Origin of the sequence: Azospirillum sp. RU38E (assembly GCF_900188385.1) — a bacterium.
In the GTDB taxonomy this organism is placed as follows: domain Bacteria; phylum Pseudomonadota; class Alphaproteobacteria; order Azospirillales; family Azospirillaceae; genus Niveispirillum.
In genome coordinates this window covers 1-19,718 of record NZ_FZOI01000001.1, presented here as the reverse complement: position 1 = coordinate 19,718, position 19,718 = coordinate 1, and the positions used below count along the sequence as shown (strand labels likewise).

Below are 19,718 nucleotides of genomic sequence, written 5' to 3'. Positions count from 1 at the left end.
TACAGCGGATCGAGCAGATGATGCGGCGTTTGCCGAACCTGACGGCGCTGCGCGCCTTCGAAGCGGCGGCGCGGCATGAAAGTCTGACACGGGCCGCTGAGGAGCTGAACGTGGCCCACCCGGCCCTGTCCCGCCAGATCAGGGAGCTGGAGGGCTGGCTGGGCTGCCCCCTGTTTCACCGGCATAATCGGGGGCTGAGCCTGACCGATGCCGGCCGCGCCTATCGGGATGCGGCCAGCCAGGCCTTTGATCTGATTGATGCCGCCACCGGTCTGCTGCGGCCGGATGCCCCGGCGGTGGGTGAACAAAGGCTGACCCTGTCGGTGGAGCCTTCCTTCGCCCAGCGCTGGCTGGTGCCCCGGCTGGGCGCGTTCCGGGCGCTGCATCCGGGGGTGACGGTGATTGTCGATGCGACGCGGGAGGCAGCGAATTTCCGGCGCGGCGGGGCCGATCTGGGCATCCGCTATGGCAGTGGCCCCTGGCCGGGGTTGGAGGCGCGCAAGCTGGCGGATGTGGAGAATTTCCCTGTCTGCGCCCCCGGCCTGACCCCGCTGCCCAGCGATCCCGCCGACTTGCTGGACATGGACCTGCTGCTGGAAGAAACGGACCTGCCCTGGCAGGCCTGGTTCGCCGCCGTCGGCATCACCCTGAACCGCCCCCTGCATGGCACCCGCTTCTTTGATGCCAGCCACGCCATGGATGTGGCGGTGGCGGGCCAGGGCGTGGCACTGGGTGACACGATCCTGTCGCGCGATGATCTGGCGGCGGGCCGGCTGATCCGGCCCTTTCCCCAGGCGGCAATCTACCAATCCTATAGTCTGGTGGCCCCACCCGCCCATTTCCGCCGCCCGGCCGTGAAAGCCTTCGCCGAATGGGCGCTGGCCGCCATGGCGGCATTCCAAGCGGGGTGAGTCGCCGTAATGGCTGCCGGGACCGCCCCGTTGACGGGTAATATTATGACCCCCGCAAACGCCACCACGCCATTCCATTATTCATGTCGTCTCAGGCTTGGAAATAGCGGGCGGGCGGTCTAGTTTGCAGGCCTCTGGATGTCCACACTGGTTCTCAGCCATGAACGCGCCCCTGAACAGCTATCGTAACGGTCCCGACGAACATGGCCATTTCGGCATTTTTGGCGGACGCTTCGTCGCCGAAACGCTGATGCCGCTGATCCTGGAGCTGGAGAAGGCCTATACGGAGGCCAAGGCGGACCCCGCCTTCCATGCCGAACTGCGCCAGTACCTGACCCATTATGTCGGCCGGCCCAGCCCGCTTTATTACGCCCAGCGGCTGACGGAAGAACTGGGCGGGGCCAAGATCTATTTCAAGCGCGACGAGCTGAACCACACCGGCGCGCACAAGATCAACAATTGCATGGGCCAGATTCTGCTGGCCAAGCGCATGGGCAAGACCCGCATCATCGCGGAAACCGGCGCCGGCCAGCATGGCGTGGCCACGGCCACCGTCTGCGCCCTGATGGGCCTGCCCTGCACCATCTATATGGGCGCCACCGATATTGCCCGTCAGGCCCCCAATGTGTTCCGCATGAAGCTGCTGGGGGCGGAGGTGAAGCCCGTCACCAGCGGTGCCGGCACCCTGAAGGACGCGATGAATGACGCGTTGCGCGACTGGGTGACGAACGTGTCGGACACGTTCTACATCATCGGCACGGCCGCCGGCCCGCATCCCTATCCGGCCATGGTGCGCGACTTCCAGGCCATTATCGGCCAGGAAACCCGCACCCAGATGCTGGAAGCCGAAGGGCGGCTGCCCGACCTGCTGGTGGCCTGCATCGGCGGCGGCTCCAATGCCATCGGCCTGTTCCATGATTTCCTGGACGAGCCGACGGTGAAGATGGTGGCGGTGGAAGCCGGTGGCCATGGTCTGGAAACCAAGACCGGCCATGCCGCCAGCCTCGCCGGCGGTCGCCCCGGCGTGCTGCATGGCAACCGCACCTATCTGTTGCAGGATGATGATGGCCAGATCATCGAGGGCCATTCCATCTCTGCCGGGCTGGATTATCCGGGCATCGGCCCGGAACATGCCTGGCTGCACGAGGTGGGCCGGGTGCAATATGTCAGCGCCACCGACCGGGAGGCGCTGGACGCCTTCCAGCTCTGCGCCCGCACGGAAGGCATCCTGCCGGCGCTGGAGCCCAGCCACGCCCTGGCCGCCGTCGCCCGCATCGCCCCCACCCTGTCGAAAGACACGCTGCTGGTAATGAATCTCTGCGGCCGTGGCGACAAGGATATCTTCACCGTCGCCAAGGAACTGGGCGTGGAGATGTGAGGTTTGGCGGGGGGCCTTCGGGATGAAGGCCCTCTGCTGCACCTGCTGACTCTTTTCCGATTCGTTCCAGCGTCACCCCGGCGTTCAATCATAGACGCTAATTTAGGGGTTCGCACCTACCCTGCCTCCCCCGCGAAAGCGGGGGTCCAGGGGCCAAGGGCACTCGAGCGTGGGTCCTTGTGGCCCCTGGATCCCCGCTTTCGCGGGGAAAGCACATCGGTGCAAGAGGGTAAGTTAGCGCCTATGGGCCGCAGCTTGCGGTTACGGTGGAGAAAACGGTTTGGGGAGAGCCCCCCCTCCCCAAACCTCAGCGCGGCAGCACCACGCTGAAGCGGGCGCCCTTCACGGTCCCATCCGGCCCCTTGATATTGTCGGCGAAGATGCGGCCCTGATGGGCTTCGACGATCTGTTTGGAGATGGACAGGCCCAGACCGGAATGTTTGCCGAACGCCTCTGATTTCGGGCGTTCGCTGTAGAACCGGTCGAAAATCGCCGCCAGCTTGCCTTCGGGAATGCCGGGCCCCTGATCCTCGCACACTACCTCCACCCGGTCGGGCAGGGCCTTGGCGGTAAAGCGCACCACCCCGCCCGGCGGGGAGAAGGACAGGGCGTTGGACAGCAGGTTCTGGAACACCTGGGTCAGCCGTCCTTCCAGGCCGGGCACCACCAGCCCCTTGCCCTGTTTGGGCAAATCCACCTCCACCCGCACCGGGGCGGGGGCATCGGCCACCGCCCCGCCGGATTCGGCGGCCGCTTCGCGCAGGGCTTCGGCATTGCCCAGGGTGGCATCATGGATATTGGCCAACATGGTCAGCATCTGGCCGACATCCGCCGGTTCGGCGCGGGCGCGCGACAGTTCGGCATCCAGCCGGCTGGCATTGGAAATGTCGGAAATCAGCCGGTCCAGCCGCTGCACATCATGATGGATGATGGACAGCAGGCGCTGGCGCTGTTCATCCGTCTTCACCCGCTGCACCGTTTCCACCGCACTGCGCATGGAGGTGAGCGGGTTCTTGATCTCATGCGCCACATCGGCGGCAAAGCGTTCAATGGCGTCCATCCGGTCCCAGATGGCCGAGGTCATTTCCCGCAGGCTGACCGACAGGTCACCCACCTCATCCCGGCGGCGGGAGAAATCGGGGATCACCACCTGCCGCCCATGGCCGTGGCGCACCTCGTCGGCGGCACTGGCCAGCCGGCGGATCGGGCGGGCGATGGTGCCGGCCAGATAGAAGGACAGCAGCACGGTGACGCCCAGGGTGATGCCGAACAGGCGCAGAATATCCATGCGGAATTCCCGCACTGCCGTATCCACCTGCGCCCCGCCGCGGGAAATATAGACGGCCCCCAGCACCTTCTTATAGCGCTGCACCGGCACGGCCACGGTCAACAGCATGTCGGTGCGGCCATCGGCGCGGGCCACCCGCCAGACCGAACGGCCAATTTCCCCCACCAGCGCCTTCTGCACATCGGGATAGGCATCGGCATTCTGCTCCGCCTCCCCCGGATAGGCTGGCAGATGCTCGCGCTCCGGCACGGCATTGACGATGTAATCATAGATGGCGATGCCCAGCTCCGTCAGCCGGTTGCCATCGCGCAGCGGCGGCAGCTCCTCGATCTGCACCATGCTTTTCGGGCCGCCCAGCACCCGGCTGTCGGCCATCAGCTCGCCAGAGGGGGCGAACAGCCGGGTACGGGTATCCGTGGTCTCCACCAGACGGCGTACCATCTGGCGGGCCAGTTCGTTGGAAAGCTGGTTGGTCGGCTCGTTGAACTCATCCACCGCCGGCTGCATGGCGCCTTCGCCCAGCGCGCCGGCGAAAATCCGCGCCTCCGTCGTCAGGGCGGTCAGTTCCTTGTCGATCAGCCATTGCTGATAGGTCGACAAATACAGCAGGCCGCCCAGCAGGATGGCCAGCGCCAGCATATTGACGGCCAGGATGCGCAGCGTCAGCGGCGAGAAATGCCGCCGCCGGTGCCGGGGCTTGGCCGGGGCCTCTGCGGCTTCCGCCCCGACGCTGGCCTTGGGTGCCTTCGCCGCCGGCTTTTTCGGCGGCTCAGGGCTGGTCGTCCCGGCCGCCAGGGGGCCGGGGCTACGCAAATCCATGCTCATCTCTGTGCTGTCCCCTGGGGGAGGGGCTGAGACAAGGGGGCAGGGATACCCCCTTGTGGATGGTGGCGGCCGCCACCGCGCGGCACCGGCGGGAAAATACAGACAGCAAGCGCCATCTGATGGCCCTTGCGCTTATTCCTTATACTTGTAGCCGACGCCATAGAGCGTTTCGATCTGCTGGAAATCGTCGTCCACCGTCTTGAACTTCTTGCGCAGGCGCTTGATGTGGCTGTCGATGGTGCGGTCATCGACATAGATATGCTCGCCATAGGCGGCATCCATCAGCTGGTCACGGTTCTTCACATGGCCGGGGCGCACGGCCAGCGCCTTCACCAGCAGGAATTCCGTCACCGTCAGGTCAATTTCCTTGCCCTTCCAGGTGCAGAGATGGCGGGCCCCGTCCAGCACCAGTTCGCCGCGCACCAGGGTCTGGCCCGGATCGGGGGTGGCCCCCTTGCCCTGGGCCAGCTCGGCGCGGCGCAGCAGGGTCTTGATGCGTTCGATCAGCAGGCGCTGGCTGAACGGCTTCTTGATGTAATCATCGGCCCCCATGCGCAGACCCTGCAGCTCATCCGTCTCATCATCCTTGGAGGTGAGGAAGATGATCGGCATGGCCGTGGTCTGGCGCAGGCGCTGGAGCAGTTCCAGCCCATCCATGCGCGGCATCTTGATATCCAGCACGGCCATGTCGACGGGGCGGGAGGTGATGCCGCGCAGCGCCTCATCCCCGTCGCTATAGGTACGCACCTCATAGCCTTCCGCTTCCAGCGCGATGGATACAGAGGTCAGGATATTGCGGTCATCATCGACCAGCGCGATCGTCTGGGACATGTTCTCTCCGGCAAGGGCGACAAACCCGTGGAACATTTCAAGCAGGCAGCATGACGGATGTTGATCCCGACGTGCTACCCCTTGCCACGGCTTTGCCAAGTCTCAGCTTCTATTTCAATATGGCACGAATAGGGCGCAAAAGAGAGCTGTAACGAACTTGGCGGGGGAACCGGAAAATGGTGATAGACCAACTGGATGGTGATGGCGCTGCCAATGATCCCGGTGCGGCCGCCCGCACGCTGATGCGCGGTTGCGGGCAGGCCACGCTGGCCACCCATCATACCGGCCAGGATGCCAGTCTGGTGGGCTGGCCGGTGCCGACCCTGGTGCTGGTGGGGTTCGATCTGGATGCCACGCCGCTGCTGCTGATTTCCCGGCTGGCTGAACATACCCGCAATCTGGAAGGTGACCCGCGCTGCGGCCTGCTGTTCGATGGCACGGGCGGCCATGCCGATACGCTGACCGGCCCGCGCCTGTCGCTGCTGGGCCGGGCGGTGCGCGATGGCGATGACAGGCGGCTGGCCCGCTTCATCGCCCGCCACCCTTCGGCCAGCGCCTATGCCGGCTTTGCCGATTTCGCCCTCTGGCGGGTGGAAGCCCGGCGCGGCCATATGGTGGCCGGATTCGGCCGGATCAGCGCCATCCCGCCCGAACAATTGCGCCTGCCCCCGGCGGATTGGTCCGACCTGGCCGAGGCGGAGGCCGGTATCATCGCCCATATGAATGAAGACCATGCCGATGCCGTGCAGCTTTACGCCACCGTGCTGCTGGAACGGCCGGCGGGGGATTGGCGCCTCACCGGCATCGACCCGGAAGGTTGCGACCTGCGCGATGGCACCCACAGCGCCCGCCTGCCCTTTCGCCGCAGGGTGCGCGATGGCGAAACGGCGCGGGCCGAACTGGTGCGGCTGGTGAAGCAGGCGCGGGCAGCGTAAATTGGCCGGCATCTTCCCCAGCCCCACCGGACCATCATGGCGCCGATCTTCCGCCCCGCCTTCCTGTTGCTTGCCGCCTATCTGATCACCCTGCCCGCCGCCGCCCGCGCCCCCGCCGACTGCCAGTCGCCGGAAGAGACGGAGGCGGCCGCCGTGTTGGCCAAGCAGGGCATCACCATGCCCGGTCTGGCCCTGGCCGGCATCACCCGCGCGCCTGCCGCCCAGGGTGGGGAATGGCTGCTGACCAGCTGGAAACCCTGCCTGGAGCCGGAGAAGGAACCGGAGGGCGGGGTGCCGACGCAGGTGCGGCTCTATCACCACCCCGATGGCAAACCCGCCAGCCTGAAGGGGGAGACGGAACTGCCCGGCGTGCTGACCTATGTGACCCCGGCGGAAAACCCGGTGCTGGAACTGGCCGACGGGCCGCTGGCCCTGCTGGAGGTGGCGACCGGCGGCAATTGCATGACCTGTGAACAGCTGATGCCCCTGCGGGTGGAGGGAACCAAACTGGTGGCGGTGGAACCGCCCGACCCGCTGGTGGCCCTGCGGGAGGTAACGGCGGTGGAGCCGCTACCGATCATCACCGGCTATAGTGCCGCCTTTGAATCCTATGGCCCGCTCTGCCATGCCTGTTCGCCCTCCACCACCGTGCATCTGCGGCTGGAGAAGGGCAAGCTGCTGGAAAACTGCACCGCCCAGCGCGACGATTACACGGCCGATGTCGCCGCCGCGACGGCTGAAACCAGGGAAATGGCGGCAGCGAAGGAAACCGACGATACCGCCGCTGACGAGTTGTTAAGTGCCGCCATCGCCATGCTGCTGGACCGGCTGAATGGCGGGGTGAAGCCGGAAGAGGCACTGAGCGCCTTTGACAGCCTGACGGCCCGCGCCACCGCCCGCGCCACCCGCCGCCATGGGGAAGATATCAGTGCTGCCGCCAAGGCGCTGGCCGCCGCCACCCGCGATGCAGCGGCCAAAGGAGCCTTGAACCGGGGGTGCCCGGCGCTGGGGGTGAAGCGGCCGGAGGGGTACTGAGTAAGGAAAAAAAGGTTAACAATTTCGAATTTCGAAATTCGAAATTGGCACGCATTATTTTGTTGACAAAATTGCGCTACATATATACGATGTGCGTCCTTTTGGCAAATGAAAGGCGCATATATGAATAATGGCATTAGTAACTACCTCAGAGAGGGTGTCAATCTTTTTTTGACACGACCTACAATCTGGAACCCCGCATACAGAATCCGCGAGAAATCCAGAAATATCATTATAAATCAAATCTTTAATAGATAACCCCCACCAACATTGCATGACCCGGAAGGGCTATATAACAAAAGGAGATATATGATGTGTGATATTTGCATGTATTTTAGTCCGCTAGAAGCGTACCATTATCGCCAATGGTGCATCCGCATTGTCATTGAGGAGGGCGAGTGGTTCGAAAATGAGGGCACTTTTGTCCTCTATTTCGACGTCGCCTTTGAAGGGCGGCTGCTTGGGCGCGTTGATATCGTTACCAAGCTCGCCGTTTCCCAGGATGGCCTCACCCTACACGCATATCAGACCGATATGCACGGGTTGACGCGGAACCAACTGGGCCTGAGCGGAATTAAGGCTATTGCTCAGGCCGTTATGGAGGACAGCAATGTCGACCAACTTGTCGTTGAAGCAAATTATCGAACAACAGGTGCCAATCCAAGGCATACCCCGCGACCATACACATTCCGCCGTGAGCATGGTGCTGTCCGAAAAGGAGATGATTGATCGCGGTGTTGATCTGGTCCGCCTGCTGGTACGGCACGGCATGGGCCTTTCCAAGGCCCATGCCGTGTTGAACAGGATCAAGGCCGGTGAGGAAGTACCTGTGGAGCTTCCTCATGTTGGTGACAGGGCAGAACTTCTGGCTAACCTGCGCGACCTGAAGGTTGACGCCTCCATACGCGGCTTGCCGCCGGTGCCGGATGCAAAAGCTGTCCGGGAGCGGCAGGGCCTGACACAACAGGAATTCGCCTTGAAATATGCGCTGGAACTGGCAACCGTTCGCAACTGGGAACAGGATCGGACAAGGCTGTCCAGCTCTGCCCGGATATTGCTCTGTGCCATCGACACTTATCCAGAGATGATGCAGAAGCTGGTTGAGATCGGTGCGACTGATCGCTGATCACACGCCACGATGAACCGGGACTGCCACGCCCCTGGGTGAAGCGGCCGGACGGATACTGATCCAGGGCATCAGTGCAGATAGTAGGAACGGATCAGCAGCTCCGTGCTCTGAAACACCCCAACCAGCGTCAGGATCAACGCCGCCAGCTGCGCCAGGGTACCGAGGGTGGGTGAAGCCGGCTGTCGCGGAAATAGCAGGGCCAGGAAAGGCAGCAGGGGAATGAAATAGCGCCCCTGCACGCCATCCACCAGCACCGCCCCCACCTCTGTCCAGGACAGATACTGGGCGATGATGATCAGCCAGGCACAGCCGATCAGCAACAGCAGATAGGTTGCCCGTTCCGCCACCACCAACCGGGGTGCACGGGGGACAAAGCCGGCCGGCAGCAGGGCCACCAGCAGAATGGCGGCCATGCTGATCCCCCAATTGTCATAGAAGGACTGGCTGAAAAGATAGGCGTTGGGGCCCAGTACCCCGATCAGCTGCATCCACCAGAGCCGGCCATATTCCACGATGGTGTCATAGGGAATGGAGATCAGCCGCCACGGTTCGGACAGCAGAATGCGGGCCTGCCAGCCGGGTGCTGTCAGATAAAGCGTTTCGCTGACCCCGGACAGCGGGCCGGACTGATAGAATTCCTTGGTGAAGGGCGCGGATACCCAGACCATGTTATAGATGATCCAGGCCAGGGCCGGCACGACCACCAGACCGAAGCCCCACAGGGAAAGGCGAAGCTGCCCCCGGACTGCCGCCGGATTCTCCCGCCTCTGCTGCCAGCCCTGCCAGGCCGGGATCAGCAGCAAAGCCGCCAGCGGCAGATAGGGCGGCTTGGCCATGAAGATGATCAGCATCAGGAAGCAGAACAGCCCATAGGCCCATTTCTCACCCTTGCCGGCATCGATCCGGGTGAACAGGGCCGCCATCAGAACGCAGGTGGCGATGATCAAGCCATCCTGATTGACCGTGGGCGCCAGCGACAGCGACATGGGCAAGCCCAGGATGATCAGCAGCAAGGCCCTGCCCCGGCATGCCAGCGCCAGCCCCAGCGCCCCGATGGCGACATAGAGAAGGGCATTGACCGTGCGGGCGGCGATCAGGGCATCATGCGGTGTGCCCCCCATCGCCTTTGCCACGGCGATGGTGAGCCCGGCCGGCACATAGAAGGCCGGCCCGTATACGGCGGTATTGGGGGCATGAATATAGACGGGGGCGCTCCAGGTGGCCGCCTTCGACTTTGCCAGGGTTTCGCGGCTCAGTTCCCGCTTGCCGAAATCGGTCTCATACCCGGCCTGCCCAAGGGCAGGGTCGGCCAGCACACCGGCGCTGCGCACCTCCATCCCCTTATGGACACTGGTGCCGCGCCGGCCGACGATCTCCCCATGGCGCAGGCCATCGGCGCGCATGATATGGCTCATTTCGTCGGGTATTTCCCCCAAGGGGACAAGGGAAAGCATCACCGTCAGCGCCGTTGCCACCAACCCAATGAAAAGGACGGTGATGGCGGAAATTCTCCAACCCTGCATCAGACTCCCCTTACACACATGCACGCGCCTTTATAGAGGAGTCACGCTCACCACAACAACCCGGCACCCTGCCCCCCGTTTGAAAGGGTTGCGACCACGGAAAGAGAACGGTAAGTGTACAAAAGCCGTTACATAAAAATGCGCCGGCCGTGATGCGGACCGGCGTCGCCCGACAAAAGGGGCGGCGGCGTCGCGGATCACGAGGGAGAATGCGACCGTGGAAAAGACTGGTCCCGTCATCAGCCAATTCGGCCTTGATTATCTGGGTTTGGCCCATGTGAAGGCCGCCCATTGGAATCTCAGCGTCGGCGCCCTGTATGAACAGGCGCTGAAGCGCGGCGAGGTTGCCCTGTCCAAGGATGGCGCGCTGGTCGCCATTACCGGCCAGCATACCGGCCGTTCCCCCAACGATAAATTCACCGTGCGGGAGGAAACGACAGAGGCCGATATCTGGTGGGGGCCGAACAAGCCCTTCACGGAAGAGGCGTTCGACCGGCTGCACGCCCGCGTCACCGCCTATCTGCAGGGGCGCGAGGTGTTCGTGCAGGATCTGTGGGCGGGGGCCGATGCGGCCTATCGGCTGCCGGTGCGCATCGTCACCCAGCACGCCTGGCACAATCTGTTCGCCCAGAACATGTTCATTCGCCCGGCCTTGGCCGACCGGCTGGCCTTCGAACCGGGCTTCACCGTGCTGCAGGTGCCGGATTTCCATGCGGTGCCGGAACGGGACGGCACGCGGTCGGACGTGTTCGTCGTCATCAACTTCAAGAAGAAGCTGGTGCTGATTGGCGGCACCTCCTATGCCGGGGAGATCAAGAAGTCGATCTTCTCCGTGCTGAATTTCATGCTGCCGGCCCAGGGCGTGCTGCCCATGCATTGTTCGGCCAATATCGGGCCGGCGGGCGATACCGCCATCTTCTTCGGCCTGTCCGGCACCGGCAAGACCACCCTGTCGGCCGACAGCAGCCGCACCCTGATCGGCGATGATGAACATGGCTGGTCGGATAATGGCGTCTTCAATTTCGAAGGCGGCTGCTATGCCAAGGTGATCCGCCTGTCGGCCGAGGCCGAGCCGGAGATTTATGCCACCACCCGGCGCTTCGGCACGGTGCTGGAAAATGTCATCATGGACCCGGCCACGCGCGACCTGGACCTGGATGATGCCAGGCTGACGGAAAATACCCGCGCCTCCTACCCCATCGATTTCATCCCCAACGCGTCCGACACGGGCCTGGGTGGCCAGCCGCTGAACATCATCATGCTGACGGCGGATGCGTTCGGCGTGCTGCCACCCATTTCCAAACTGTCGGCTGAACAGGCCATGTACCATTTCCTGTCCGGTTACACCGCGCGCGTGGCCGGCACGGAAAAGGGCGTGACAGAGCCGCAGGCCACCTTCAGCACCTGCTTTGGTGCGCCCTTCATGCCCCGCCACCCCACCGCCTATGCCAAGCTGCTGGGACAGAAGATTCAGGCCCATGGCGCCAATTGCTGGCTGGTGAATACCGGCTGGACCGGCGGCGCCTATGGCATCGGCAGCCGCATGAAGATCGGCCATACCCGCGCCCTGGTGAATGCCGCCCTGTCGGGCAAGCTGGCCGGCGTGGCGCACAAGCCGGAACCGAATTTCGGTCTGGCCGTGCCGGAAGGCTGCGAGGGCGTGCCGGTGGATGTGCTGCTGCCCCGCAATGCCTGGGCGGACAAGAGCGCCTTTGACGCCACCGCGCATGAGGTGGCGCGGCGGTTCGAAGCCAACTTCACCCAATTCCAGGACCAGGTGGACGAGAAGGTTGTGCGCGCCGGTATCCGTACCGCCGCGTAACGATCCAGGCACCACCTGTCCTGGCGCCTCCACGACCGGGGAGGCAACCGGCGGGCCGGGGGGATATCCCCCCGGCCCGTTTGGTTTTCAGGGGAGCCGGCCCTTAATAGGGGAAATCGGTGACGCTGGCCGCGAACCGGCGGCGCGCTTCTTTCAAGTCAAGCTGGCCCAGCCCGGCAGCGGCCAGCCGGTCCGCCGCCGCCTTGTTGTCAGCATTGGCGGGCGCGCCGCCATCCGGGTGGCCGGATGCCGCCTTGGCGTCCGCCACGGCCTGGAAACGCTGCTGAAACCCATCCTGAATGGCGAGGCCCGTATCCCCCATGGCCGCGTTGCTTTGGCGGGCTTTGGCCGAGGCCTGCCGATAGCGGGCCGAGACCTCGTCCAACCGTTCGCGGGCCGCCGCCACATCGCCGCTCCCGCTCTCAACGGCCTTGATATATTCTTCACTGCGCGCCTCATTCTCCCGACTGATAGCGGCGAATTCCTGGAAATCCGCCGCAAAAGCCGCCCGCGAATCGTCGCGCTGCCGGGCCTGATCCGTCTCCTGCGCTGTGGGCGCCACCAGGGTCATGGCCTTGGTGAAGGTCACCTCATCGGCCCAGAATTGCAGGCCCTTCACGGCATCATCGACGGAAACCTTGCCGGACTTGACCAGGGTTTCCAGCGAGCCCCGCTCCTTCTCATCCATCTGGTTGAAGAAGGCGGCGGCCTGCCCCGTCAGTGCCTGCGCCAAGCCGCTGAGTTCCACCCGGTCGGTCGTCGTACCGGGGCCATTGGTGGATGGTGGGGACGTCGCACCCACCTTTTCCTTGGCGGGCGCAAACAGGCCATCCGGCGCTGCAGCACCAGCCATCTTCCCGACATGCGCAAAGGGGTTCCCCCCGGAGGAGGGGTTGTTACCATGCGCCAGAATAAGGAGATTATTGACGGCCATGTCGTCCCCCTTTGCAGCCCGAACAGACACTAAAATTTTGATAGAAAACGGGAAATTTCAAATTGATACAGAAATCATTATGAATCTATAAACTGTATCACTGGTTATTCATTATGTCGATAATGGTTGTATTTTATAATTCATACACCCCTTAATCGCATCCGAACGTATGCGAATACTGCGTGCATAGCGGAGACACCGACCAGCAGCCAAGCCCTCCCCTGTGCCCCATCAGGTTTTCAATCAGTCAGGTTCACCCCTCCCCACCGCTCAACGCCTCGACAATTCGGCATTCCCGCACGGTGCCGCCATGGCACTGGTTGGCGACATGGGCCAGTTCGGCGCGCAGGCGGGTCAGGTCGGCGATCTTGGCATCGACTTCCGCCATCTGGGCGCGGGCCAGTTGGTCGATGCTGGCGCAGGGCTGGTCGGGCCGGTCTACCATGCCCAGCAGGTCGCGGATCACATCCAGGTGAAAGCCCAGCGCCCGCGCCCGGCGGATGAAACGCAGCCGGTTCAGGTGGGCCTCCCCGTACAGCCGGTAATTGCCCTCTGTGCGGGGCGGTTCCGGCAACAGGCCGATGCGCTCGTAATAGCGGACCGTCTCCACCGCCGTGTCGGTGGCGCGGGCCAGATCGCCGATACGGTAATCCCTGTGCATCCCCATCCCCCTTGACCCTGTAGCGGCTACAGGGTCCATCTTTCCGGGCAGCTTCTCCTTCTGACAAGGGAAAATCCCATGTCTGCTTCCTGCTGCCCCACCCCCACCCATGGCCCCACCAGCCCGGCCTATCGCCGGGTGCTCTGGCTGGCGCTGCTGATCAATGGCGGCATGTTCGTCTTCGAAATGCTGGCCGGCCTGCAATCCGGCTCTGTCGCCCTGAAGGCCGATGCCGCTGATTTCCTCTCCGATGCCGCCAATTACGGCATCAGCCTGTTCGTGCTGGGGGCCGCCCTGCATGTGCGGTCCTGGGCGGCCCTGGTGAAGGGGCTTTCCATGGGCGGTATCGGCCTGTTCGTCGCGGTGCAATCGCTGCTGAATGTGCTGGGCGGGCGGGTGCCGACGGCGGAAACCATGGGTTGGGTCGGCGCGCTGGCCCTGGCCGCCAATGTCGGCACCGCCATCATGCTCTATGCCTGGCGGCAGGGGGACGCCAATATGCGCAGCGTCTGGCTCTGCTCCCGCAACGATGCCTTGGGCAATATCGCCGTGATGGCGGCGGCACTGGGTGTGTTCGGCACCGGCACCGGCTGGCCGGATATTGCCGTGGCCCTGGTGATGGCCTGGCTGGCGCTGAGTGCGTCCTGGCAGATCAGCCGCCAGTCCATCCGCGAACTGCGCACCGGTCAGGTGGAAGATCACGGCCATGATCATGGTCACGGGCATGGCCATTCGCACTGAAACACCCCCTGCCCGCCTGTCGGACGGGACGCATGAGGGGGTTGCTGCAGGCGCTTGCCAGCCTCCCCCCACCCTCGACCCTTGTCGGCTTGCCCACTGCATCATTTCGGGCTAAGCACCCGGCCCAGGGTCACCCGCGTCGCGGCCAGTTGAAAGCAAGCCCCCTCGCGGTTGCTCCAGACGAAATTTACTTTCCTGATCCGACCTAATCGAAGGGAATGACCCATGGCACGCAAGAAGATCGCCCTGATCGGCGCCGGCCAAATCGGCGGTACGCTGGCTCTGCTGGCCGGCCAGAAGGAACTGGGCGATATCGTCCTGCTCGACATTCCGGATTTCTCCGGCGTCGCCAAGGGCAAGGCGCTGGATATCGCCGAGCTGTCGCCGGTTGCCGGTTTTGACGCCGGCTATTCGGGCACGTCCGACTATGCTGACATCGCTGGTGCCGACGTGGTGATCATCACCGCCGGCGTGCCGCGCAAGCCGGGCATGAGCCGTGACGATCTGGTCGGCATCAATGCCAAGGTCATCAAGGCCGTGGCCGCCGGCGTCAAGGAACACGCCCCCAACGCCTTCGTCATCGTCATCACCAACCCGCTGGACGCCATGGTCGGCCTGTTCCAGGAAGTCTCCGGCCTGCCGGCGGAGAAGGTGGTCGGCATGGCCGGCGTGCTGGACAGCGCCCGCTTCCGCTGGTTCCTGGCTGAAGAGTTCGGCGTGTCGGTCGAAGACATCACCGCCTTCGTGCTGGGCGGCCATGGCGACACCATGGTCCCGTCGGTCCGTTACTCCACCGTCGCCGGCATCCCGCTGCCGGATCTGGTGAAGATGGGCTGGACCACGCAGGAGAAGCTGGACAAGATCGTGCAGCGCACCCGCGACGGCGGTGCGGAAATCGTCGGCCTGCTGAAGACCGGTTCTGCCTTCTACGCCCCGGCTGCTTCCGCCATCGCCATGGCCGAAAGCTACCTGAAGGACAAGAAGCGCGTTCTGCCGGTGGCCGCCAAGCTGACCGGCCAGTATGGCGTTGACGGTCTCTATATCGGCGTGCCGACCGTCATCGGCGCCAAGGGCGTGGAAAAGATCATCGAGATCGAGCTGTCCGCCGAGGAGAAGGCCAATTTCGACAAGTCCGTCGATGCGGTGAAGGTTCTGGTCGACGTGACCAAGAAGGTTTCCGCTGAAGGGTGATAGTGCTCTGGCCCGTCGGGGCCGGTGTCCGATGGAACCCCCGCACCATATCCTTTGGTGCGGGGGTTTTATTTATCGTGTTAACCATTTCGCAACCGCTACCGCTTAAGTTTTTCGCGTCACTGTTGACGCAATTTGATTGCATTTTAGACAATGCGCATGTTGCATAGCAGCAATGGAAGTGCTGGTAATTGACGGTGACGGTCAACCAAAGTATCTCATCGATCGCGCGTCAGAGTAATCAGGCTATTCAATCTTGGTTATTGATGTGGATGCGCAGGTTGTAGCGTATCCATCCGTTGGTGGCGTTTTTATTACACCCGCCCTGGACAAGACGCGACCGAATTGACGATCGAAATCTTGTATCACCTTATCAAGGACTAACCTCAATGAAGACCGCCGCTCTGCTGATCTCTGCCGCCCTTCTGTCGCTGACCGCTGGCACCGCCTTTGGCGCCGGCTGCGAACAGGGCAACCCGCCGGCTCTGCCCGATGGCGCCACCGCTTCGGCCGACGAAATGGGCGTCGCGATGAAGGCCGTGAAGGCCTATATCACCGCCACCCAGGAATATCAGGCCTGCCTGGAAGCCGCCGGCAAGGGCAAGGTGGATATGAACGCCTATAACAAGTCCACCGAGATGATGGAAAAGCTGGCCGCTGACTTCAATAAGCAGCTGAAGACCTTCAAGTCCCGCGCTGGCTGATTTCCGGCCTTCCAGGTGGCCCTGCCGCCTGCGGTCTGTATGCAAAAGCCCGCATCCGGTTGCCGGATGCGGGCTTTTCCGTTTTGTCCTATGGCGGCGCAATACCAGCCCGCCTGAAGGCTGACCTTCAGGCGGGCTGGAGGCCGGCGACTGCTGGCCCGCGCCACGTGGCGCGTAAGCCAAGGGCGCGGATGCGCCCGCCCGGCGCCCGAGGGAACGCGAAATCTCCCTGGATCGTTCACGATCAAGGGAGATTGGTTTAATACTGTGCCAAAGACATATTTCCCTGCGATAGGCTATTGACGCTGCTGCATCGCACAAATACCCTTTTGCCATAGTGGAAGAGAAGGTGGCCGGCTGCCCGATTAACCAGTCATTCCCGGTGGACTGACGCCTGACAGGCGTTCAGTGACAGGATGGGACCGCCCCAACGCGGTCGCCGGTCCTGTACCGCCGTGGCAAACGGATGGGAGAGGGCAGATGCGTATCCAGCACCAGCATTCCGGTATCCAGCGACGTGGCCGTTTTGCCACCCTTGCCATCGCCAGCCTGATTCTGTGCAGCAGCCCGGCCTGGGCCGGCTGTGAGATCGGCGATCCGCCAAACTTGCCGGACGGCAGCAGCGCCACCGCCTCCGACATGGCGGAGGCGGCCAAAATGGTGAAATCTTACATCGCGGCGACGGATGAATATCAGGCCTGCCTGACCGCAGAAGGAAAGGTACGGGGCCGGATTGATGCCGATTCCTACAATAAATCCACCGAACGGATGGAAAAGCTGGCCGCCGACTTCAATAAGCGGCTGAAGGCGTTCAAATCCCGCGCTGGATGACGATAGCGAGAGATGCAGCGGCATAGCGGTGCCCGGCCAGCACCGCTATGATCCCCCCAAAATCAACGGGGAGCGACCATCATGCCGCAGGTACGGGCCAATGGAATCAGCATCGCCTATCAGGACCATGGCAGCGGCCCCGCCCTGTTGCTCTGCCATGGTTGGCCCGAACTGGGCCATAGCTGGCGCCATCAGGTGCCGGCCCTGGTGGCGGCGGGATATCGGGTGATTGTCCCGGACATGCGCGGCTATGGCGGTACCGACGCCCCGGATGATGGGGGTGATTACACCATCCTGCATCTGGTCGGCGATCAGGTGGCGCTGCTGGATGCACTGGGCATCGATCAATGCGCCATTATCGGTCATGATTGGGGCGCGCCAGTGGCCTGGCACGCCGCCTTGCTGCGGCCCGACCGGTTCCGCGCTGTGGCGGGGCTGGCCGTGCCCTGGTCGCCGCGCGGCCCGCATGGCAGCCTGATCAGCATGGCCCGCGCCCAGGGGATGGACCGATTCTACATGGTCTATTTCCAGGAACCGGGCGTGGCGGAGGCCGATCTGGGGGCAGACCCTTATGAAACCCACCGCCGCCTGCTGGTGGGTGCCTCTGCGGCCGGGGCGGCGGCAGGGCGGGGCTGGCCGGCGCTGGTGCCGGATGTCGGTCTGGTGCAGGGCTGTGCGCCGGTGGAGGTGCTGCCCGACTGGCTGCATGAGGCGGATCTGCGTCTCTATGCCGATACGTTCGCCCGCACCGGCTATCGCGGCGGGCTGAACTGGTATCGCAATCTGGATCGCAATTGGGCGCTGACGGCCCCCTGGCATGGCGTGCCGATCAAGGTACCGGCCTGCTTCATCGCTGGCCAGCTGGATGGGGTGCTGCGGATGCCAGGCATGGACAAGGCGCTGAAGACCATGGATGGCCTTACCTGCACCGATTATCGCGGTACCATTCTGGTGCCCGATGCCGGCCACTGGGTGCAGCAGGAAGCGCCCGATGCGGTGAACCAGGCGCTGCTGGGCTTCCTGCGGGGCCTTTAGAGTGGATCGCGGAAAAGCGGAATCGCTTTGGAGCGTGAATCCGCTCGTTGAACAAGGACTTATACCAATCCGCCGAGGGTTTGACCCTTGGCGGATTGGAGGCCGGCGACTGCCGGCCCGCGGGCACGTGCCCGCGTAAGCCAAGGGCGCGGATGCGCCCGCCCGGCGTCTGAGGGAACGCAAAATCTCCCTGGATCGGTCACGATCAAGGGAGATTGGTATGAGAGCCGCGTGCGTTTCCGTTTAAACGCACACGGCTCTCATACCCAATCCCGGTCAGAAAACCGCCCAGGGACCGAGCATCAAGCGATCAACGCCTGCGGCTCGGCCAGGGCGCGGTGACGTTCAGAGGTGAGCACCTGCCGCACCAGCGGAATGGCCCGCAGGCAGCGGGCAATATAATCCGATTCGTCGCGCGTCAGCGTGGGCACCTGCACATCGACATGCAGTGTCTCGTCCGGTTCGAACAGGCGGGATTGCACCGAGGAAGGCACCAGCCCGCGCTTGGCGAACAGTTCCAGAACGCGTGGCAACGACGCTGGGTCGGGCTCCGCCAGCACGGCAAAGCAGGCGGTACGGCCCGGATCGGTCGGCCGCGATTCGGGCGGCGGCGGGGTCAGGCTAGGGGCAGGCATGGGTCTCACTCCGCGGCGACGAAGGGGGCGGCAACGGCTTTGCTGGCGCCACGCATTTCCGGGCCCACGGACAGCCGGTCATGGTCGGCGCGGGCCAGACAGCGGGACAGCACGCTGACGGGGTCTTCATTCAGCCCCAGCACCTCATCCGTCACCAGCATGGCAAAGGCGCGGGTGGAACGCGAAGCCCGTAACGCGGCATCCACCGCTTCCCCCAGATCAACCCCCTGGAGGCGTTGCCAGGGTACCGGGGTAATCGCACCGCAGGCCGCCCGATGCACCGCCAAGGCAATGCGCGCGCCTGTCGGCTGGTCACGATAAACGGTCAGGCTGGCATGATTTTCGTAGGCGGAAGACATCGCGGCGGCCCCGGTAGAGCAGGAAGAACGATGGCTGCACCCTAACGGAGATGCCGGGGTATTTCTTTGCAAGTTTCCTTCACAGCGCGTAATTTGAACATGAATTTTGCGCACTAAACACAAATTGAGGAATTTTCATGCAGAAAGAGCTGGATGGCTTGGATTGGCGAATCCTGGGCCTGCTGCAGAAGGACGGATCGGCAACGGCGGCGGAAATTGCCGAAAAGGTCGGCCTGAGCCAAAGCCCCTGCTGGCGCCGGATTCAGCGGCTGGAAGAGGATCAGGTGATCAAGCGCCGGGTGGCGCTGCTGGATCGCAAAGCGGTGGGGCTGAATGTGCTGATCTTCAGCCATGTGAAGCTGGAGGCGCATAGCGGCGACACGCTTGATGATTTCCGCGCCTCCATCCGCCGTATCCCGGAGGTGCAGGAATGTTTCGTCTTGATGGGCCAGGTTGATTTTTTGCTGCGGATCGTGACCAAGGATATCGAAGCTTATGAACAGCTGTTCTTCGAGAAACTGTCAAAGCTGCCCGGTGTGCGGGAATTAAACAGCATGATCGTCGTCTCCACCGTAAAGGAGACCACAGAACTGCCGCTGCCGGGGCAGTTGATCACCGGATAGGCCGGTGCAGATGCCCGAGCTCGGCCCGGACACAAGGGGGCATCACAGGCTGTGCCCCCTGAAAGGCACACCAAATCATACCAATCCGCCGAAAGGTTGACATTTCGGCGGATTGGTGGCCGGCGACCGCCGGCCCGCCGCACGTGCGGCGTAAGCCAAGCTGCCGGAGGCAGCGCCCGGCGCATGAGGGAACACGAAATCTCCCTGGATCGGTCACGATCAAGGGAGATTGGTATCAGTTTTCACCGACTTCGCGGACCCACCGTTGATGAAACTGGTGTTACTCTTATGGGAGCGCCGTCGGCACAGAGGTCGGTCGTCGTCTTG

Annotated in this window: 20 protein-coding genes; 13 read left to right on the top strand and 7 right to left on the bottom strand. The window is 63.4% G+C overall.

Going from position 1 to position 19,718, the window contains the following annotated elements; translation table 11 throughout:
- Window positions 1-17 precede the first annotated feature (17 nt).
- Both gcvA and trpB read left to right on the top strand, forming a co-directional pair.
- Window positions 18-911 carry a transcriptional regulator GcvA gene (gene gcvA, locus CHB97_RS00100; RefSeq protein ID WP_089285908.1) on the top strand — a complete coding sequence of 298 codons (894 nt, stop codon included), beginning with the start codon at window positions 18-20 and terminating at the stop codon, window positions 909-911.
- A gap of 160 nt (window positions 912-1,071) precedes the next feature.
- Window positions 1,072-2,289 carry a tryptophan synthase subunit beta gene (gene trpB / locus CHB97_RS00095; RefSeq protein WP_089285907.1) on the top strand — a complete coding sequence of 406 codons (1,218 nt, stop codon included), beginning with the start codon at window positions 1,072-1,074 and terminating at the stop codon, window positions 2,287-2,289.
- 307 nt (window positions 2,290-2,596) lie between these two features.
- On the opposite strand, the gene CHB97_RS00090 is transcribed toward trpB, so the two are convergent.
- Both CHB97_RS00090 and CHB97_RS00085 read right to left on the bottom strand, forming a co-directional pair.
- Complete coding sequence (locus CHB97_RS00090) at window positions 2,597-4,396, bottom strand: stimulus-sensing domain-containing protein (RefSeq protein WP_200819755.1); 1,800 nt, start codon at window positions 4,394-4,396, stop codon at window positions 2,597-2,599.
- 138 nt (window positions 4,397-4,534) lie between these two features.
- Window positions 4,535-5,233, bottom strand: coding sequence for a response regulator transcription factor (locus tag CHB97_RS00085; protein WP_089285905.1), 699 nt, complete (start codon window positions 5,231-5,233; stop codon window positions 4,535-4,537).
- Window positions 5,234-5,409: 176 nt separating this feature from the next.
- On the opposite strand from CHB97_RS00085, the gene CHB97_RS00080 reads away from it, so the two are divergent.
- From CHB97_RS00080 to CHB97_RS00065, 4 genes are all read left to right on the top strand, one after another.
- Window positions 5,410-6,168 (top strand): HugZ family protein, encoded by a 759-nt coding sequence (locus CHB97_RS00080; protein WP_089285904.1) that lies wholly within the window; start codon window positions 5,410-5,412, stop codon window positions 6,166-6,168.
- A 36-nt stretch (window positions 6,169-6,204) separates the two neighbouring features.
- The gene (locus CHB97_RS00075) at window positions 6,205-7,203 is read left to right on the top strand and encodes a hypothetical protein (RefSeq protein WP_089285903.1); all 999 of its coding nucleotides are present in this window, start codon (window positions 6,205-6,207) and stop codon (window positions 7,201-7,203) included.
- 309 nt (window positions 7,204-7,512) lie between these two features.
- On the top strand, window positions 7,513-7,932 hold the full coding sequence (locus CHB97_RS00070) for a hypothetical protein (RefSeq protein WP_089367373.1): 420 nt from the start codon (window positions 7,513-7,515) through the stop codon (window positions 7,930-7,932).
- A complete protein-coding gene (locus CHB97_RS00065) occupies window positions 7,925-8,329 on the top strand; it encodes a DNA-binding transcriptional regulator (protein WP_160105411.1) in 405 nt (134 codons plus the stop codon). The genes CHB97_RS00070 and CHB97_RS00065 overlap by 8 nt, the downstream gene beginning before the upstream one ends.
- A 71-nt stretch (window positions 8,330-8,400) precedes the next feature.
- Here CHB97_RS00065 and CHB97_RS00060 read toward each other — a convergent pair whose 3' ends face one another.
- On the bottom strand, window positions 8,401-9,855 hold the full coding sequence (locus tag CHB97_RS00060) for a DUF2142 domain-containing protein (RefSeq protein ID WP_089285901.1): 1,455 nt from the start codon (window positions 9,853-9,855) through the stop codon (window positions 8,401-8,403).
- A 217-nt stretch (window positions 9,856-10,072) separates the two neighbouring features.
- Here CHB97_RS00060 and CHB97_RS00055 point away from each other — a divergent pair, with 217 nt between their 5' ends.
- Complete coding sequence (locus tag CHB97_RS00055) at window positions 10,073-11,677, top strand: phosphoenolpyruvate carboxykinase (RefSeq protein ID WP_089285900.1); 1,605 nt, start codon at window positions 10,073-10,075, stop codon at window positions 11,675-11,677.
- Window positions 11,678-11,780: 103 nt separating this feature from the next.
- On the opposite strand, the gene CHB97_RS00050 is transcribed toward CHB97_RS00055, so the two are convergent.
- On the bottom strand, window positions 11,781-12,530 hold the full coding sequence (locus CHB97_RS00050) for a hypothetical protein (RefSeq protein WP_143270653.1): 750 nt from the start codon (window positions 12,528-12,530) through the stop codon (window positions 11,781-11,783).
- A 334-nt stretch (window positions 12,531-12,864) separates the two neighbouring features.
- Complete coding sequence (locus CHB97_RS00045; protein WP_089286824.1) at window positions 12,865-13,272, bottom strand: helix-turn-helix domain-containing protein; 408 nt, start codon at window positions 13,270-13,272, stop codon at window positions 12,865-12,867.
- Between the two features lie 78 nt (window positions 13,273-13,350).
- On the opposite strand from CHB97_RS00045, the gene CHB97_RS00040 reads away from it, so the two are divergent.
- From CHB97_RS00040 to CHB97_RS00020, 5 genes are all read left to right on the top strand, one after another.
- Window positions 13,351-14,013: a cation transporter gene (locus tag CHB97_RS00040; protein WP_089285898.1), complete on the top strand. Its 663-nt coding sequence runs from the start codon at window positions 13,351-13,353 to the stop codon at window positions 14,011-14,013.
- A gap of 225 nt (window positions 14,014-14,238) precedes the next feature.
- Window positions 14,239-15,204: a malate dehydrogenase gene (gene mdh / locus CHB97_RS00035; protein ID WP_089285897.1), complete on the top strand. Its 966-nt coding sequence runs from the start codon at window positions 14,239-14,241 to the stop codon at window positions 15,202-15,204.
- A 389-nt stretch (window positions 15,205-15,593) separates the two neighbouring features.
- Window positions 15,594-15,908 carry a hypothetical protein gene (locus CHB97_RS00030; RefSeq protein ID WP_089285896.1) on the top strand — a complete coding sequence of 105 codons (315 nt, stop codon included), beginning with the start codon at window positions 15,594-15,596 and terminating at the stop codon, window positions 15,906-15,908.
- A 480-nt stretch (window positions 15,909-16,388) separates the two neighbouring features.
- Window positions 16,389-16,739 carry a hypothetical protein gene (locus CHB97_RS00025; protein WP_089285895.1) on the top strand — a complete coding sequence of 117 codons (351 nt, stop codon included), beginning with the start codon at window positions 16,389-16,391 and terminating at the stop codon, window positions 16,737-16,739.
- 81 nt (window positions 16,740-16,820) lie between these two features.
- Window positions 16,821-17,774, top strand: a complete 954-nt coding sequence (locus CHB97_RS00020; RefSeq protein WP_089285894.1) for an alpha/beta fold hydrolase — start codon at window positions 16,821-16,823, stop codon at window positions 17,772-17,774.
- Window positions 17,775-18,076: 302 nt separating this feature from the next.
- On the opposite strand, the gene CHB97_RS00015 is transcribed toward CHB97_RS00020, so the two are convergent.
- Window positions 18,077-18,409: a hypothetical protein gene (locus tag CHB97_RS00015; protein WP_089285893.1), complete on the bottom strand. Its 333-nt coding sequence runs from the start codon at window positions 18,407-18,409 to the stop codon at window positions 18,077-18,079.
- A 5-nt stretch (window positions 18,410-18,414) separates the two neighbouring features.
- Window positions 18,415-18,768: a hypothetical protein gene (locus CHB97_RS00010; protein ID WP_089285892.1), complete on the bottom strand. Its 354-nt coding sequence runs from the start codon at window positions 18,766-18,768 to the stop codon at window positions 18,415-18,417.
- Window positions 18,769-18,905: 137 nt separating this feature from the next.
- Here CHB97_RS00010 and CHB97_RS00005 point away from each other — a divergent pair, with 137 nt between their 5' ends.
- Entirely contained in the window at window positions 18,906-19,391 is a 486-nt protein-coding gene (locus CHB97_RS00005; protein ID WP_089285891.1) for an Lrp/AsnC family transcriptional regulator, read from the top strand.
- Window positions 19,392-19,718: the final 327 nt, after the last annotated feature.